At 70.0% G+C, this 15,879-nt stretch carries 18 protein-coding genes; 8 read left to right on the top strand and 10 right to left on the bottom strand.

Features of this window, described 5'->3' with window-relative positions; genetic code table 11:
• Positions 1 to 33 precede the first annotated feature (33 nt).
• Together FPZ41_RS21470 and FPZ41_RS21465 are read left to right on the top strand one after the other, a co-directional pair.
• On the top strand, positions 34 to 459 hold the full coding sequence (locus FPZ41_RS21470; RefSeq protein ID WP_407698801.1) for a nuclear transport factor 2 family protein: 426 nt from the start codon (positions 34 to 36) through the stop codon (positions 457 to 459).
• A gap of 87 nt (positions 460 to 546) precedes the next feature.
• The gene (locus FPZ41_RS21465; protein ID WP_322620536.1) at positions 547 to 1,356 is read left to right on the top strand and encodes an SURF1 family protein; all 810 of its coding nucleotides are present in this window, start codon (positions 547 to 549) and stop codon (positions 1,354 to 1,356) included.
• A 17-nt stretch (positions 1,357 to 1,373) separates the two neighbouring features.
• Here the strand turns inward: FPZ41_RS21465 and FPZ41_RS21460 are convergent, their stop codons facing one another.
• Entirely contained in the window at positions 1,374 to 2,096 is a 723-nt protein-coding gene (locus FPZ41_RS21460) for a hypothetical protein (RefSeq protein WP_152864963.1), read from the bottom strand.
• A 212-nt stretch (positions 2,097 to 2,308) separates the two neighbouring features.
• Between FPZ41_RS21460 and FPZ41_RS21455 the strand changes: the two genes are divergently transcribed.
• Entirely contained in the window at positions 2,309 to 3,028 is a 720-nt protein-coding gene (locus tag FPZ41_RS21455) for an SDR family oxidoreductase (RefSeq protein ID WP_152864961.1), read from the top strand.
• Positions 3,029 to 3,088: 60 nt separating this feature from the next.
• Here the strand turns inward: FPZ41_RS21455 and FPZ41_RS21450 are convergent, their stop codons facing one another.
• The 3 genes from FPZ41_RS21450 to FPZ41_RS21440 all read right to left on the bottom strand — a co-directional run bounded on the left by FPZ41_RS21450 (position 3,089) and on the right by FPZ41_RS21440 (position 6,142).
• Positions 3,089 to 4,357, bottom strand: coding sequence for a hypothetical protein (locus tag FPZ41_RS21450; protein ID WP_194236161.1), 1,269 nt, complete (start codon positions 4,355 to 4,357; stop codon positions 3,089 to 3,091).
• Positions 4,354 to 4,950 (bottom strand): SigE family RNA polymerase sigma factor, encoded by a 597-nt coding sequence (locus FPZ41_RS21445; protein WP_152864989.1) that lies wholly within the window; start codon positions 4,948 to 4,950, stop codon positions 4,354 to 4,356. Before FPZ41_RS21445 ends, FPZ41_RS21450 begins: the two co-directional genes overlap by 4 nt.
• Before the next feature lie 385 nt (positions 4,951 to 5,335).
• Positions 5,336 to 6,142 carry an AraC family transcriptional regulator gene (locus tag FPZ41_RS21440; RefSeq protein WP_322620534.1) on the bottom strand — a complete coding sequence of 269 codons (807 nt, stop codon included), beginning with the start codon at positions 6,140 to 6,142 and terminating at the stop codon, positions 5,336 to 5,338.
• Positions 6,143 to 6,227: 85 nt separating this feature from the next.
• Between FPZ41_RS21440 and FPZ41_RS21435 the strand changes: the two genes are divergently transcribed.
• Positions 6,228 to 7,031, top strand: a complete 804-nt coding sequence (locus FPZ41_RS21435; RefSeq protein WP_322620533.1) for a sulfite exporter TauE/SafE family protein — start codon at positions 6,228 to 6,230, stop codon at positions 7,029 to 7,031.
• 194 nt (positions 7,032 to 7,225) lie between these two features.
• Positions 7,226 to 7,711 (top strand): MarR family winged helix-turn-helix transcriptional regulator, encoded by a 486-nt coding sequence (locus FPZ41_RS21430; RefSeq protein WP_152864957.1) that lies wholly within the window; start codon positions 7,226 to 7,228, stop codon positions 7,709 to 7,711.
• Positions 7,712 to 7,857: 146 nt separating this feature from the next.
• Here FPZ41_RS21430 and FPZ41_RS21425 read toward each other — a convergent pair whose 3' ends face one another.
• Positions 7,858 to 8,508: an FMN-dependent NADH-azoreductase gene (locus FPZ41_RS21425; protein WP_152864955.1), complete on the bottom strand. Its 651-nt coding sequence runs from the start codon at positions 8,506 to 8,508 to the stop codon at positions 7,858 to 7,860.
• A 145-nt stretch (positions 8,509 to 8,653) separates the two neighbouring features.
• Between FPZ41_RS21425 and FPZ41_RS21420 the strand changes: the two genes are divergently transcribed.
• Positions 8,654 to 9,379, top strand: a complete 726-nt coding sequence (locus FPZ41_RS21420) for a nitroreductase (RefSeq protein WP_152864953.1) — start codon at positions 8,654 to 8,656, stop codon at positions 9,377 to 9,379.
• A 59-nt stretch (positions 9,380 to 9,438) separates the two neighbouring features.
• Positions 9,439 to 10,167, top strand: a complete 729-nt coding sequence (locus FPZ41_RS21415; protein WP_152864951.1) for an SDR family oxidoreductase — start codon at positions 9,439 to 9,441, stop codon at positions 10,165 to 10,167.
• Between the two features lie 80 nt (positions 10,168 to 10,247).
• Here the strand turns inward: FPZ41_RS21415 and FPZ41_RS21410 are convergent, their stop codons facing one another.
• On the bottom strand, positions 10,248 to 11,324 hold the full coding sequence (locus FPZ41_RS21410; protein WP_152864949.1) for an aspartate-semialdehyde dehydrogenase: 1,077 nt from the start codon (positions 11,322 to 11,324) through the stop codon (positions 10,248 to 10,250).
• Positions 11,324 to 12,616 carry an aspartate kinase gene (locus tag FPZ41_RS21405; protein WP_322620532.1) on the bottom strand — a complete coding sequence of 431 codons (1,293 nt, stop codon included), beginning with the start codon at positions 12,614 to 12,616 and terminating at the stop codon, positions 11,324 to 11,326. Before FPZ41_RS21405 ends, FPZ41_RS21410 begins: the two co-directional genes overlap by 1 nt.
• A gap of 428 nt (positions 12,617 to 13,044) precedes the next feature.
• Between FPZ41_RS21405 and FPZ41_RS21400 the strand changes: the two genes are divergently transcribed.
• Positions 13,045 to 13,701 carry a TSUP family transporter gene (locus FPZ41_RS21400; protein WP_152864985.1) on the top strand — a complete coding sequence of 219 codons (657 nt, stop codon included), beginning with the start codon at positions 13,045 to 13,047 and terminating at the stop codon, positions 13,699 to 13,701.
• Positions 13,702 to 13,772: 71 nt separating this feature from the next.
• On the opposite strand, the gene FPZ41_RS21395 is transcribed toward FPZ41_RS21400, so the two are convergent.
• The 3 genes from FPZ41_RS21395 to FPZ41_RS21385 all read right to left on the bottom strand — a co-directional run bounded on the left by FPZ41_RS21395 (position 13,773) and on the right by FPZ41_RS21385 (position 15,488).
• Complete coding sequence (locus FPZ41_RS21395) at positions 13,773 to 14,432, bottom strand: DUF5063 domain-containing protein (RefSeq protein WP_152864945.1); 660 nt, start codon at positions 14,430 to 14,432, stop codon at positions 13,773 to 13,775.
• Positions 14,425 to 15,024, bottom strand: a complete 600-nt coding sequence (gene recR, locus FPZ41_RS21390) for a recombination mediator RecR (protein WP_134034580.1) — start codon at positions 15,022 to 15,024, stop codon at positions 14,425 to 14,427. Before recR ends, FPZ41_RS21395 begins: the two co-directional genes overlap by 8 nt.
• Before the next feature lie 122 nt (positions 15,025 to 15,146).
• Positions 15,147 to 15,488: a YbaB/EbfC family nucleoid-associated protein gene (locus FPZ41_RS21385; RefSeq protein WP_131563727.1), complete on the bottom strand. Its 342-nt coding sequence runs from the start codon at positions 15,486 to 15,488 to the stop codon at positions 15,147 to 15,149.
• Positions 15,489 to 15,879 lie beyond the last annotated feature (391 nt).

The raw sequence follows: 15,879 nt of genomic DNA, 5'->3' as shown, positions 1-15,879 counted from the left end.
TCGATTGTCAGTGGACGGGTGCACACTCGCGACATGACCTCCGACATGACCTCACGGGTGGGCGGTCCGATGCCCGGCGTGCCGAGAACCGATCTGCGCGGGGCCGTCGAGCGGTTCTGGGCCACCGCCGAGGCCCGGGACTGGACCGCGTTCGAGAGCACACTGGCCGAGGACGTGGTGTACACACTGCCCCAGACGCGCGAGCGCATCAGCGGCCGCGAGCGGTACGTGCGGTTCAACCGCGAGTACCCGGGCGACTGGCACGTACGGACCGAGCGCATCGTCGCCGAATCCGACCAGGTCGTCACATGGATGCACGTCACGGCGGGGCCGGCGGAGATGCACGCGGTCTCGTTCTTCACGGGCGACGGATACGGCCGTATAGCTTCCGTCACCGACTTCTGGCCCGAGCCGTACGAACCACCGACGGGCCGGGAACACCTGACCGAGCGGTATTGAACGAGCGGTACCGACCGGGCGACCACTGAACGAACGGTGCCGACCCCGCGATCCGGCGCCCCGCACCCGCCCCGTACCGTTGACGGGGTGTACCGGTTCCTGCTGACGCCCCGATGGTGGGGGATCAACGTCTTCGTGCTGCTGGCCATCCCCTTCTGCTTGTTCATGGGGTCATGGCAGCTGGGGCGGTTCGAGGAGCGCATGGACAACCACCGCTCGGCGGGCGAACAGGCCGAGACGGCGAAGCACGAGCCGGCCCGGCCGCTGGACGAGCTGCTCCCCGTCGACAAGGAGACGTCCGGCAGACAGACCACCGCGACGGGACAGTACGGCAGGCAGCTGCTGGTGCCCGGCCGCAAGCTGGACGACCGGTCCGGGTACTACGTGCTGACACTGCTGCGCACCGACGACGGCAGGGCACTGCCCGTCGTACGGGGCTGGCTGCCCGGTGACGCGGACGCGGCCAAGGCGCCCGCCGCACCCCGGGGCGAGGTCACGGTCACGGGAGCGCTCCAGGCGTCCGAGACTCCGGGCTCGAACGGGGTGAGCACGACCGGCGGGCTGCCCGAGGGCCAGACCGGGGCGATCAGCGCGGCCTCACTGGTGAACCTCGTGCCGTACGACGTGTACGACGCATGGATCACCCTCACCAAGGGCGACTCGGGGATGAAGGCCGTCCCCGCGGCCGCGCCCCAGGACACAGGCCTGGACCTGAAGGCGTTCCAGAACCTCGGCTACACCGGCGAGTGGTTCGTCTTCGCGGGCTTCGTGGTCTTCATGTGGTTCCGTCTGCTGCGCCGCGAGGTGGAGTTCGTCCGGGACGCGGAGCTGGGGCTGGTCGACGGCGAGGAGCCGGCGCCGGAGGCCGGGCGCGCTCGGGAAACCGCGGCCTCCTGAACGGAGTGAGTGGCCGCCTAGGCCCTGTCCGGCGAGGCGGAGTGAGTACTCCGAGTGGCTTTCTGCACCGCTTCGAAGAGGTACGGGTCGTCGAGGCGTGCGTCGTCGAGGCGTTCGCGGACGTCCGTGAGGAGCCAGTCCAACAGTTCCGGAGCGGCGTGGTACTCGTCGTAGAAGCCCATGTGCAGGTCGACGATCTGGAACTCGACCAGCACGTCGTCGATGAAGTCCGTCAGATGGGCGTCGGCGGCCGGGGTGCGGGTGGCGTTCCACATGTCCAGCCAGGGACGCACACCGCCGGTGACGACAGTGATGAGGCTGAGGGTGTCCCTGACGGAGACGGGGCTGGGGTGGGTGTGCAGGGTGGCCTCCCACCAGGCGGACCAGACATCGCGCAGGGCACCCGCGAGGGGTGCGTCCCAGGTGCTCCAGCCCGCCTCGAGCAGGCGCGTGGCGATGAGGTTCTCGTCGGCGTGGAGCCGTCCGGTGACGACGGACCGGACGATGCGCGGGGCCAGACGCCGGTAGAGACGCGGGAAGTCGTCCCAGTGGCTGGGTACTTCAGAGGCGACTGAGGACACCATGTCCTCGGCTATCAGGTGCAGTGGCTTGGAGAGTTCGGCAAGGCCCCCTTCGCCGTAGCAGTACGTGCACCCCTCGACGGGGAAGGGCTCTTCGGAGGCGAAGGTGCGGTCGAGGGCGTCGAGAGCTGCCGTGAGCTGCCGTTGGGCACGGGACATGGCGACCTGCCGGGGACTCCGTCCGGGTGACCGGCGAAGATCGCAGGCTATCAGGCGGTGCTGTCCGTCGTTCCCCAACCTCGTGCCGCAACCTCGTGCCCCAACCTCCCACCGGACTGAGCCTGTTGGCATGACCGCGCTAAACCGATCCGCAGGCGCCGGGAAGTACGGTCCGCCCGGACGATCGCCCACCCGAGAACAGGACATCGCTCATGAGCATCGCCAGCCCCCTGGCCGGCAAGCATGTAGTCGTCATCGGCGGCACATCCGGCATCGGCCTCGCCATCGCCGAGCGCGCCCTGGCGGCCGGGGCCCGGGTCACCGCAGCCAGCCGCAACCCCCAGCGTGCCGCGGGCAACGTGCCCCCCGGCATAGCGACCGAGCAGGCCGACATCACCTCCGCGGCCTCGATCGAGTCCCTCCTGGACCGTGTCGGCCCCTTCGACCACCTGGCGATGTCGGCGGGCACCACTGCCCTGGGCACCGTGCGGGAACTGGACTCCGCTGCCGCGCGAAAATTCATGGACACCAAGTTCTGGGGTGCCTACGAGGGGGTACGAGCCGCGGCCGACCGCATCGCGAAGGACGGATCGATCGTTCTGATCGGAGGCATCGCGAGCCGCAAGCACGGTCCGGGACGCCCGATGATGGCCGCGATCAACGCCGCCCTGGAGGCCTTCGGCAGGGCCAACGCCGTCGACCTGGCCCCGGTGCGGGTCAACGTCATCGCCCCCGGCCTGGTCGAGACCCCCGCCTTCGACGACGTCCCGGAGGACGTGAAGACACGACTGCTCACCCAGTACATCGCCAGCGTGCCCGTCGCACGCGTCGGCCTGCCCGAGGACATCGCCTCGACCGCGCTGTTCCTGATGACCAACGGCTACGCCACCGGTTCCGTGGTCGACGTCGACGGCGGCGTCCAGCTCACCTGACCCGCTTCGGGAGGCCCCGGGCGACCCGGCCCGGCGCGCTCGGCGCCGGGCCGGCTCAGCTCAGGAGCCCGGGAGCAGCCCCGTGCGGTAGACCGTGCCCGCACAGGCGTTGGCCACCGTGGTCGCGGTCGCCGGTGTGCCGACCGCGGTGGTGTGGGACACCACGACGCTGCCGTCGGCGACGCCGTCCGCGACGAAGAGCTGGGGTGCCGTGCCACTGCCCTCGGTGGCGGAGCCGTCGGCGGTGGCGGGGTTGTCGGTGGACGACGGTTCGGGCGAGGGGTCGGGATCGCTGACGGTGGGACACGTCTCCGAAGGCACCCAGGCGAACTTCACCACGTACGCCGCGCCGGGCTGCAGCACCGTCTGGGCGGTGGACACGGACGGGTCGGGCAGCCCCGCGGCCGCGTCACCCGCCACGTGGTCCGCGACGAAGATCTTGGAGGAGTCTGCCGCGCCCTGGGCGGTCACGCTCACGGTGCCCGGACCGGTGACCGCACAGCTGGTGCCGGAGACGTTGGCCACGCGGAAGCTGCCGTACACCGCGCCGCTGGAGTCGGGGGAGGCCACGCTCGCCGAGGTACCGCCGAGCTCGGCCGCCGTACAGGTCGGTGTGCTCGCGGGCGAGGCGCTGGGCGCGGGCCCGGTGGCGCCGCCGCCGGTCGCGCCCTTGTCCGGGTCGCCCTTGTCCTTGCCGCTGTCCTTGCCGGTCTCCTTGCCGGCGGAACCGCTGGAGCCGTCCAGTGAGCTGGCGTCGCTGCCGCGGCCCTTGTCCTGGGCCGCGCCGCCCTGCGCCTGCGAGCTGTTGGCCACATTGGACGGGTCGGCGCCGGAGCCGGTGGAGTTCGAGACGTGCACGACGGCCGGGATCGCCGTGCCGACGAAGAGCGCGGCGGCGGCCAGGCCGACGACGGCGTGCCGCTTGCGGGCCCGGCGGGATGGCACCGCGCGCCGCAGGTGCTCCAGGGTGCCGTCCCGTGGCTCGATCTCCAGGACGGCCTGGTGCAGCATCCGGCGCAGCGCCAGTTCGTCGGACCCGAGCCCGTCGGGACCGCCCTCGTCACCCGGGCCGCCATGACCGTCCGAGCCGTCGGCTCCGGAGGCGAGGGCCTCCAGTTTCCGGCGGCCCGAGCCGAGCCCCTCGCCGTCCTGGTCCGTGGGACCCTGACCTTGTTCGTCCGGGCCGTGATTCACAGTTCTGTTCCCAGCGTGCGATGCGTGGTCTTCACGCTCGTCGTGTAGTTCGTGCAGTTCATGGTCTTCATACGGTTCGCGCTTGCCCTGCGGTTCACGCTTGCCCTGCGGTTCGCGCTCGTCGTGCTCGCTCATGCCGGTGCCCCCATGGCGACTCTGAGGGCCGCTATGCCGCGCGAGCCGTACGCCTTGACCGAGCCCAGCGATATGCCGAGCGTCTCGGCGACCTGCGCCTCGGTCATGTCCGCGAAGTAGCGCAGGACGAGAACCTCGCGCTGCCGCCGCTGGAGCCCCTTCATCGCCTTGATCAGCGAGTCGCGCTCCAGCTGGTCGTACGCGCCCTCCTCCGCGCTCGCCATGTCCGGCATCGGCTTGGTCAGCAGCTTCAGACCGAGGATGCGGCGGCGCAGGGCCGAGCGGGACAGGTTGACGACGGTCTGGCGCAGATACGCCAGTGTCTTCTCCGGGTCGCGCACCCGCTTGCGCGCGGAGTGCACGCGGATGAAGGCCTCCTGGACGACGTCCTCGCAGGACGCGGTGTCGTCGAGGAGGAGCGCCGCGAGACCGAGCAGCGACCGGTAGTGGGCGCGGTAGGTCTCGGTGAGATGGTCGACGGTGGTGCCCGCCGCCGTGGTCTCCTCGGCGCCGTCGCGCTGGTTCGGTATGCGGGTGGGCCGCGCTGCGGGCATGGGGGCGATCACCGGCATGCCGCCGGACGTGCCGGACATGCGGGGACGGGCGGCCTTGCGAGGGGGCCGCAGGGCCGTGCCTCTCGCCTGTACCGCGGTGAAGTCGAGTACCTCTGCCACGCTTGTTGGACACGCGTCCCCCCGTGAGGGTTGTACGCGACGGCCGTCACGTTTGTGTCAGGCCGTACCTCCGCCGACGCGTCCGACGGTCTGTCCGACAGCGTGACGGACCGCGTGTCACATGTCCGCATGCGTACCAGCTCTTCCCCTGTGCCCGTGTTTAGTGGCGTCCGGCCCCCCGAAGGGCGTCCGCAAAGACGCTCCCCGCCCTCCGCGCGGTTGCGGGGGACGGGGAGGAAAATCTTCGAACGTCTGAGCGCTTGAATCAAGTAGTCCCGAATCTTGATCGTCCTGGTCGGAGCCTTCAAGGAGTCGTCACGAGTTGCGATTGCCCGGGGCCGCCGCTTTGGCGGCTCGCGGCAAAGCGGGACGGGGGCACGCCGAAGGTGCGCGTGAAGGCGGCGGTGAACGCGGCGGGAGAGGCATAGCCGAGGCGAACACCGACCTCGCTGACCGACGCGGTGCGCAGCAGCGGCATGGCCGCGAGCAGGCGGGCGCGGGCCCGCCAGACGGCCGGGCTGTCACCGGTCTCCGAGCGGAAGCGCCGGGTGAAGGCCCGTTCGCTCATGGCCGTCCTCGCGGCCCATGCGGCGTTGGTGACGCCGGCGTCCGGGGTGGCCAGGTATTCGCGGCAGAGTTTCGCGAGGTCGGCGGCGGCGGGAATCCCGACGTGGAACGGGAGCGGGGCGAGCTCAGCGATCTCGTGCAGGAGGAGGGCGGCAATGCTTCCCTCCCGTCCGGACAGGCTGTAATCGATCTCGAACTCGACAGCGACCAGGAGTAGTTCGCGCAACAGCGGCGGAACGTTCACGACCGTGCAGGTGGCCGGCCACCAGGGGATGGCATTCGGCTCGACGTACAGGCTCCGGGTACTCACCCCCAGCATGTGCACCCGGTGCCGGGTAGCGGCCGGAATCAGTACGGCGCGCTCCGGCGGCACGGTCCAGGTGCCCTCGGCGGTGTCGACGACCATTACCCCGGTGGCGCCGTAGAGGAACTGGGCGCGCCGGTGTTCGTGCCAGTCCAGTACGTGGCCGGGCGGGTAGTCGGTCCCGATCGGCAGGACGACCCGGTCGGCGTGGTCGACGTCGGCCAGGGAGACGTTCTTCACCCAGTCACCCTAGTGGCTGAGACGCGAAGGAACGGTGCCGAACATCGCATGCGGGAAACCCGTCGGAGCTGGTGGAGTGGGGGCTGTGGATGTTGTGGCATTGATCGGGATCGGGCTCCTCACCGGGGCGACGACGGTGTTGTTCGGGTTCGGCGGCGGGTTCGTCACGGTGCCGGTCGTGGTGTGGGCGGACGCCGCGCTCGGCGCGGACGCGATGCAGGTGGCGACTGCCACCTCGGCCCTGGTGATGGTGGTGAATGCGGGTTTCGCCACAGCCGTCACACCGCGGCGGGTGCTCCTCGCGCTCCGCGGCAGCGGCACACTGCTCCTCCTGCTGGCGGCCGGAGCCTCGGCCGGCGCGCTCGCCACGCGCCTCGCCCCGGCCGATGTGGCCCGCTGGGGCTTCGTCGCGTACGTCGCTCTCACCATCGCCGACGTGCTCCTGCGCCCTGGCTTCCTGCACCCGGGCTCCCGGATCGAGGCGACCTCCGATGCTCCGCGTCCACTGCCGACCGTCCTCGGCGCGCCGGCCGGTGCGGTCGCGGCCTTCCTCGGCGTGGGGGGCAGCGTGATGACTGTCCCCGCGATGCGGAGGGCCGGGCACACGATGAGCGTGGCGACTGCGCTGGCCAACCCCCTCACCCTCGCCATCGCGCTGCCGGCCACCGCAGTGTCTCTGGGCGGCGCCGCGGTCCCCGCTGCCGCTGACGCGCACCTGCAACTGGTGGGGCTCATTGACCTTCGCGCTGCCTCGGCGCTGCTCCTCGGAGCTCTGCCGGTGATCGCGATACTGCGGCGGCGCCCGCCACGGATCCCCGACCGCACCTACGCCTGGGCGTACATCGGACTGCTTGTCGTGGTGACAGTCGCCATGCTGCTCTCGGCTTAGCGCGAGACCGCAGCCGGCCTGCCTACCTCCCGGGCGCCTGCGACGGGCCGGGGCAGAGGCGGCTACCCGAGGTTTGGCCCGCCGTCTCCAGCAATCGCTCGTGCCGCTCGCGAATCGCGGCGGCAGCGGATGCCGCCCCTACTTGGTTTCAGGCGATACCGTATCGAATGAACGGATGGCTGTAATGTGGCCTCATGACCGCCGACGCTCCTGACCGAACCATCGCCTCGCGCGCGACCGACCGCCCAGGGGACGAATCGCCTTTCGCTCTCGGCCTGCTGCTGCGCCGGGCGCACTCGCGTGCGGCCGCGGTGATGGGGGAGGCGCTTCGGCCACTCGGCATCGAGTTGCGGCATTTCGCGGTGCTGATCGTGCTGGTCAACCGAGGGCCCACGGTACAGCGGGACTTGGCAACGGCGACCGGGTCGGACAAGGCGGGAATCATGCGGGTCGTGGACGACCTGGAGCGCAAAGGGCTGGCCGTACGCAAGAGCGTTCCGGGGGACCGGCGGGTGCGCGCGGTGGAGATCACACCTCGGGGACTCGAACTTTTCGATGCGGCCCATGTCGCCGCGGAGCCGCTGGCCGACCGCCTGGTTGCCGAACTGAGGTCCGGCGAGCCCGAGAAGCTGACGGATCTGCTGACCCGGTTCGCCCACCCCTCGGACGACAAGGCGTAAGCGCGCCGTCGCCGACACAAACCGAGTTGACCGGCCGGGCCCCAGGGGCAGAACACCTCCCGTCACCGCCCGGCAGAGGGAACGAACGACGAAGTCGCCGTGTGACGGCCTGAGTCGAGGCGTCACACGGCATCCATCGCCCGGGGTTATGCGGCGAAGCGCTTCGCAAGTTCCTGGGCCTTGGCAGTCGCCTCCTCGAAGGCGCGCTCGCGGGAAACCTCGTAGAGGGGGACCAGTTCCGCCATCGCCGGGTTGCGGGGGGCCAGGGTGAGCTCCGGGACGATGAAGTCGAGGTCCAGACCGAGGCTGCGCTCGAGGACGGCCTCAAGGTAGTTCTGCACGAACTCGAAGCCCTCGCGCGGCGTACCCGGCGCGTAGGAGCCACCACGGCTGGCGATGACCGTGACCGGGGTGCCCTGGGCGGAGGGGCTCTCGCCGGCGGTGCGGCCGAGCAGGAACACATTGTCCAGCCAGGCCTTGAGGGTCGAGGGGATCGAGAAGTTGTGCATGGGGGCGCCGATCAGGACGGCGTCCGCCTGCTCCAGTTCCTCGATGAGCTCCACGCGTGCGGCGAACGCGGCGGACTGCTCCGGGGTGCGATCGGACGGGGCGATGTAACCGGCGGACCAGGCGGCGGCGGTGATGTGCGGCACGGGGGCGGCGGCGAGGTCGCGGTGGACCACCGTGCCCTGCGGGTGCTGCTCCTCCCAGGCCCTGCGGAAGGCGGCCGCGACCGAACGGGACGAGGACGCCTCGCCGGGGAGTACGGACGAGTCGATGTGCAGCAGCGTAGTCATGGGCTTTCTCCAAGGGGGCGCCCGAGGCGGGGAGCCAAGGGTGGGGTCTGACACTCAGCAATAGTTAAACACGAGATGGTATCGAGTGATACCGTAGCAACTGCAACGAAGGTGGGAACGTCGAACAGATCGGAGGTAGGCGATCTTGGACGTCTACGAGGCGGTCACCAGCCGACGGGCAGTGCGCGGATTCACCGGCCGACAGGTTCCCAAGGAGGTGCTGGAACGCATCCTGTCCGCCGCGGCCTGGGCGCCGTCCGCGTCGAATCTCCAGCCGTGGCATGTCTACGTACTGACCGGCGGACCGCTGGCCGAGCTCAAGAAGCGCGCCGGCGAGCGCGTGGCCTCGGGCGACCCCTGGGACGAGCCGGAGTACGAGCAGTACCCGCCCGATCTCAAGTCCCCCTACTCCGAACGCCGATCGGCCTTCGGCGAGCAGCGCTACGGCGCACTCGGCATTCCGCGCGGGGACCTGGAGGCGCGCCAGCGGGCCGCCTCCGCGAACTGGGACTGTTTCGGCGCGCCCGCAGCGCTGTTCTGCTACATCGACCGCGACATGGGCCCCGCCCAATGGTCCGACGTCGGCATGTATCTGCAGACCGTCATGCTGCTGCTCCGCGCCGAGGGTATGCACAGCTGCGCGCAGATGGCGTGGGCGAAATACCACAAGACCGTCGCGGAGGTGCTGTCACCGCCGGACGAGCTCATCCTCTTCTGCGGTATGTCGATCGGATTCGAGGACGTCACCGCGGGTGACGCCCGCATGGGCCGGGCACCGCTGGCCGAGACGGTCACGTTCGTCGACGGTTACGGAAGCCGCCCGCCCTCAGTCGCCGGCCGCGCGCCCTTTCGCGTAGCGCCCGCACAGTGATTCACATGCTCACATTCAGAAATATCTCCGACAGAAATACCTCCGACGAAAGGCATCTCATGAAGTTCGCAGTGATCGGTGGCACCGGTCTGATCGGCTCGCAGGTCGTCAAGTATCTGAACGCCGCAGGGCACGAGGCGGTGCCCCACTCGAAGTCGACCGGGGTCGACGTCATCACGGGCCAGGGACTGGACGAGGCGGTGGCGGGGGTCGACGTCGTCGTCAACCTGACGAACTCCCCGACCTTCGACGAAGCCTCCCCGGCCTTCTTCCAGACCTCGATGGACAACCTTCTGGCCGCAGCCCGGAAGGGAGGCGTCGGCCACTTCGTCATCCTGTCGATCGTCGGCGTGGACCAGGTGCCGGAGCTGGACTACTACCGGGCCAAGACACTCCAGGAGGAGATCCTCGCGGCCGGGCCGATCCCCTACTCGATCGTCCGGGCGACGCAGTTCATGGAGTTCATGGACGCCGCCATGTCCTGGACCGCCGACGGCGACACCGTCCGCCTGCCCGCCACCCCGATCCAGCCGATCGCCGCCAAGGACGTGGCCGCCGCGGTGGCGGAGGTCGCCTCGGGCACGCCACTGAACGGCATTCGCCGCATCGCCGGCCCCGAGCTCTTCTCCCTGGACGAGCTGGGCCGGATCACCCTGGCCCACAAGGGCGACAACCGCACTGTCGTCACCGACCCGACCGCCGGCATGTTCGCCGTGGTCAAGGGCGACGTCCTCACCGACAAGGACGCTCACCTCGCCCCCACCCGCTACACCGACTGGCTCTCCTGAGCGCTCGTGTCCTCCCGGACGGGCGGGCCGCACGGCGGCCAGGGATGATCACGCCGCACATCGACACAGCCCAGCGCCCCTTACGAGGCGCCGAGTTCCCCCGCCACCAGTTCCGCGATCTGGGCCGTGTTCAGTGCGGAGCCCTTGCGCAGGTTGTCGCCGCAGACGAACAGTTCGAGGGCCGTGGGGTCGTCCAGGGCCCGGCGGACGCGGCCCACCCAGGTCGGGTCGGTGCCCACCGCGTCGGCGGGCGTCGGGAACTCGCCCGCCGCCGGGTCGTCGAAGAGGACGACGCCGGGGGCGGTGGCGAGGATCTCACGCGCCTTGTCGACGGTGACCTCGCCCTCGAAGCGGGCGTGGACGGTCAGCGAGTGCGTCGTCACCACCGGCACCCGCACACACGTCACGGCGACCGGCAGCTCGGGCAGCCCTAGGATCTTGCGGGACTCGTCCCGTACCTTCATCTCCTCCGAGGACCAGCCGTCCTCGCGGAGCGAACCGGCCCAGGGGACGACGTTCAGAGCGACCGGCTCCGGGAACGGGCCCGTGTCGTCGCCCACGGCCCGCCGTACGTCACCAGGGTGCGTCCCCAGCTCCGTACCGGCGACCAGCGCCACCTGCCTCCGCAGCGTCTCGACACCCTCCCGCCCCGCGCCGCTGACCGCCTGGTACGACGAGACCACCAGCTCGCGCAGCCCGAACTCGGCGTGCAGCGCGCCCAGCGCCACGATCATGGAGAGGGTCGTGCAGTTGGGGTTGGCGATGATTCCGCGGTGGCGCAGCCGGACGGCGTGCGGATTGACCTCCGGCACCACCAGTGGCACGTCGGGGTCCATCCGGAAGGCGCCCGAGTTGTCCACGACGACCGTGCCCTTGGCCGCGGCGATGGGTGCCCACCGCGCGGAGACCTCGTCCGGTACGTCGAACATGGCGACATCGACCCCGTCGAAGGCCTCCTCCGTCAGGGCCACCACCTCGACCTCCTCACCGCGCACGGCCAGCTTGCGGCCGGCGGAGCGCGGCGAGGCGATCAGACGGATCTCGCCCCAGATGTCCGCATGCTGGGACAGGATCTGGAGCATGACCGTGCCGACGGCCCCGGTCGCTCCGACGACCGCGAGCGTCGGCCTGCCGGTCCGCCCGGCATCCTCGGTCATCAGCGGCCGGTGCCTCCGTACACGACGGCTTCGTCGCTCTCCGAGTCGAGCCCGAAGGCGGTGTGCACGGCGCGCACGGCCCCGGGGACGTCGTCGGCGCGGGTGACCACCGAGATACGGATCTCGGAGGTCGAGATCAGCTCGATGTTCACGCCGGCGTCGGACAGCGCCTCGAAGAAGGAGGCAGTGACGCCCGGGTTGGTCTTCATACCGGCGCCGACCAGCGAGATCTTGCCGATCTGGTCGTCGTAGCGCAGCGAGTCGAAGCCGATCGCGGGCTTCGCCTTCTCCAGCGCGTCGATCGCCTTGCGGCCGTCGGTCTTCGGCAGCGTGAAGGAGATGTCCGTGAGGCCCGTCGACGCGGCCGACACGTTCTGCACGACCATGTCGATGTTGAGCTCGGCGTCGGCGATGGCACGGAAGATCGCGGCGGCCTCGCCCGGCTTGTCCGGCACACCGACGACCGTGACCTTGGCCTCGGAGGTGTCGTGCGCGACACCGGAGATGATGGCCTGCTCCACCTTCTGTTCCCCTTGCTGCTGCGTCTTTCGTACGGGTGGCTCACTGCTGACCCACGTGCCCTGCAGTCCGCTGAAGGACGAGCGGACGTGGATCGGGATGTTGTAGCGGCGGGCGTACTCCACGCAGCGGTGGAGCAGCACCTTGGAGCCGGACGCCGCCAGCTCCAGCATGTCCTCGAAGGAGATCCAGTCGATCTTCTGGGCCTTCTTCACGACCCGCGGGTCGGCGGTGAACACACCGTCGACGTCCGTGTAGATCTCGCAGACCTCGGCGTCGAGGGCCGCGGCCAGCGCGACGGCGGTCGTGTCCGAGCCCCCGCGGCCGAGGGTCGTGATGTCCTTCTTGTCCTGGCTGACGCCCTGGAACCCGGCGACGATCGCGATGTTGCCCTCGTCCAGCGCGGTCCGGATGCGGCCCGGCGTGACGTCGATGATCCGGGCTTTGTTGTGGACCGAGTCGGTGATGACGCCTGCCTGGCTACCGGTGAAGGACTGGGCCTCGTGGCCCAGCTTTTTGATCGCCATCGCCAGCAGGGCCATGGAGATCCGCTCTCCGGCGGTCAGCAGCATGTCGAACTCACGCCCGGCCGGCATCGGAGATACCTGCTCGGCGAGATCGATCAGCTCGTCCGTCGTGTCGCCCATCGCGGAAACGACCACGACCACTTGGTGGCCGTTCTTCTTCGCTTCCACGATCCGCTTGGCGACGCGCTTGATGCCCTCGGCATCGGCTACGGAGGAGCCTCCGTACTTCTGCACGACAAGGCCCACGTGCGCTCCTCGCTCAATCCGTCTCGGTCCGCACATACACAAGTACTGCGGTCGGCTCAGTCTATCGAGCGGTCGAATATCCCTTCCTGGGTATCGCATGGTGAGATGTCCTGCTCACGCTGTGATCATCCCGGATTTCTCCCGGCGTCCGCCTCACGTCCGCCGGTTTTCACTCGGAGAGATCCGGCCGCTCCGGACCGGTACCTGCCCAGGACCATGCGCACCACTCGAAAAAGTGCCCTGAGTCACATCCGGTGAGCCCGGCGAGCCCGGCCGCAGCGGTTCGGCGGAGAGCTGACCGCGGGCGGAGGTATTGATCACGCCCACCCGGCCGGGCAGGATCCCGAGCCGTGACGGACGGATGGGTGGGCCAACTGCTGCTGGCCGGGATCGTGTTGCTCGGTTCCTCGGTGCAGTGGCTCACCGGTATGGGCTTCGCCCTCGTCGCCGTGCCCGCCCTGGTGCTCGTGCTGGGCCCGGCCGAAGGGGTCGTGCTCGCGAACTGCGCCGCCGGGATCATCAGTGCCGTCGGGCTTGCCGAAGGATGGCGGCGGGTGCGGCTCGCCGCCATGGTGCCGTTGTGCGCCGCGGCCGCGTGCACGGTGCCGGCCGGGACGTGGGTGGCGCGGCGGTTGTCCGAGCCCACGCTGATGACGGCCACGGGGGTCCTCGTCACCGTGGCCGTCGTGTTCGTGATGCGGGGCGCACGGGTGACCGCCCTGCGCGGTGGTGGAGGGGCCGTCGTCGCGGGAGGCGTGGGCGGGTTAATGAACTCCGCGGCCGGAGTCGGCGGGCCGCCCGTCTCCCTCTACGGCCTCAACGCCGGGTGGACCATGCGGGAGTTCGTGCCGAACGCCCAGTTCTACGGGGTCCTCGTCAACGCCGTGTCCGTCGCGTCGAACGGGCTGCCGCGGCTCGCCGCACCCGTCTGGGGCCTCACCGCCGGCGCCATGGCTGTGGGCGCGGTGGCCGGGAGGATGCTCGCCGGGCGCGTACCGGAGGAACGGGCCCGGCTCCTCGTCCTGCTGCTCGCGCTGGCCGGAGGGTTGAGCACGCTGGGGAAAGGCGTCGTGGGGCTGGGGTGACCCGGCCACCGGTTGACCCAGTTGGTCGTCCTCGCCCGGGCTCGGCCGACCGAGCCCGGCGTCGGGTGGAGTTACTTGACCTTGCGCAGCCCCAGCGGGCCCGCGATCTCCTCCGCCATCACCCTCCCGGCCTCGAACTCAAGGGTGTCGTCACCCATGCCGTGGTCGGTGTCCAGGCCGTCCAGTTCCGCCAGAGGCTGGTTCAGCCTGACGTGAGCCACCAGGGACTGGAGGGCGCGGAGTGTCGCCGACGCCGTCGAGCCCCAGTTGGAGAAGTACGAGAACTGCCACCACCACAGGGCCTCCGTCGTACGGCCCGAGCGGTAGTGGGCCATGCCGTGGCGGAGGTCGGTGATGACGTCGGCGATGTCGTCGGAGATACGGGCCGGGACCGGCGCCTTCCGGGGCTCGTACGGGTCGAAGACCTCGGAGTAGACGTCGACCGGGTCGAGCAGACGGGCCAGGTTCTCGCGGAGCTCGTCCACGTCCGGCTCCGGGCCCAGGTCCGGCTCGTAGCGCTCTTCCGGCACGAAGTCCTCGTGCGCGCCGAGACGACCGCCGGCCAGCATGAGCTGGGAGACCTCCAGGAGGAGGAAGGGGACCGCCGATTCCGGCTCGTCACCCTTCGCCACCTCCATGACGGCGACGAGGAAGCTCTCTACCTGGTCCGCGATCTGGACCGCGAAGTTGTCCGGGTCCTGGTCGGTCGCGTGCAGCGTGGCGTCAGACATCTAGGAGTCGTCTCCCCTCGAAGGCACGGCCGAGAGTCACCTCGTCCGCGTATTCCAGGTCGCCGCCCACCGGGAGGCCGCTGGCCAGGCGGGTGACCTTGAGGCCCATGGGTTTGATCATGCGGGCGAGGTATGTGGCGGTGGCCTCGCCCTCCAGATTCGGGTCCGTGGCCAGGATGAGCTCCGTGACCGTACCGTCGGCCAGCCGGGCCAGCAGTTCCCTGATCCGCAGGTCGTCGGGGCCGACTCCCTCAATGGGGCTGATCGCTCCGCCGAGCACGTGGTAGCGGCCGCGGAACTCACGGGTGCGCTCGATCGCGACCACGTCCTTCGGCTCCTCCACGACGCAGATCACCGCGGGGTCGCGGCGCGTGTCGCGGCAGATGCCGCACAGCTCCTCCTGCGCCACGTTCCCGCAGGTCGCGCAGAAGCGGACCTTGGCCTTGACCTCCATGAGCGCCTGCGCGAGACGGCGGACGTCGGTCGGCTCGGCCTGGAGGATGTGGAAGGCGATCCGCTGCGCGCTCTTGGGACCGACGCCGGGGAGCCTCCCCAGTTCGTCGATGAGGTCCTGGACCACGCCTTCGTACAACGGACTGCCTGCCCTTCGTGGAGTCTTTCAGTTCGTACGGTAGTTGCCTCCCGCCCGTCTGAGGAAGGCAGGCCGGGGGTCGTGCGGAAGGTACCCGGGGGCGTCGGCGCCGGGCGCCGGCGTCAGAACGGCAGGCCCGGGATGCCGCTGCCGCCCAGGCCCTGGGCGAGGGGGCCCAGCTTCTGCTGCTGGAGCTTCTGGGCGTTGTCGCCCGCCGCCTGGACCGCGGCGACGATCAGGTCGGCGAGGGTCTCGGTGTCCTCCGGGTCGACGGCCTTGGGGTCGATGACCAGGCCGCGCAGTTCGCCGGAGCCGGTGACGGTGGCCTTCACCAGGCCGCCGCCCGCCTGGCCCTCCACCTCGGTACTGCCGAGCTCCGCCTGCGCGTTCGCGAGGTCCTGCTGCATCTTCTGGGCCTGCTGCAGCAACTGCTGCATGTTGGGCTGGCCACCACCGGGGATCACGATCAGCTCCCTTTGCGGGTCTTGGCGGGTTCTCTTGCGGGCTGTTTCTCGCCTGGCACGAGCCTACGTGGTCGGTGTGGCCGTCGCCCAAGCACTCTTTCGGGTGAGGTTGCTGGAGATCCCATACCTGATCAAGGCCCTCGTCCGAGCGGAAAAACGGCGAAAGCGCCGCCGTCGCCACCCGTTGGGCGCTAGGAAAGGGGCGGCCGGGTGCGGAGAGAAGGGTGTGGCGTTTCCGCATCATGCGGTACTCCTCGTGCCACGGAGCGTTACGTCCCGTCGGCTGTCGTGTCGGCGTCGTTCAGCAGCAGTGTCGTCAGCAGCAGTAGGGAGTGCCGGGGTGAGCCAGCCGGAGATGCAGCCCGAGGGAACGTCCCAGGAAGGGCGGGGC

This window comes from Streptomyces acidicola (assembly GCF_009377235.1).
GTDB lineage: Bacteria > Actinomycetota > Actinomycetes > Streptomycetales > Streptomycetaceae > Streptomyces > Streptomyces acidicola.
This window is presented reverse-complemented; position numbering and strand designations above follow the sequence as displayed.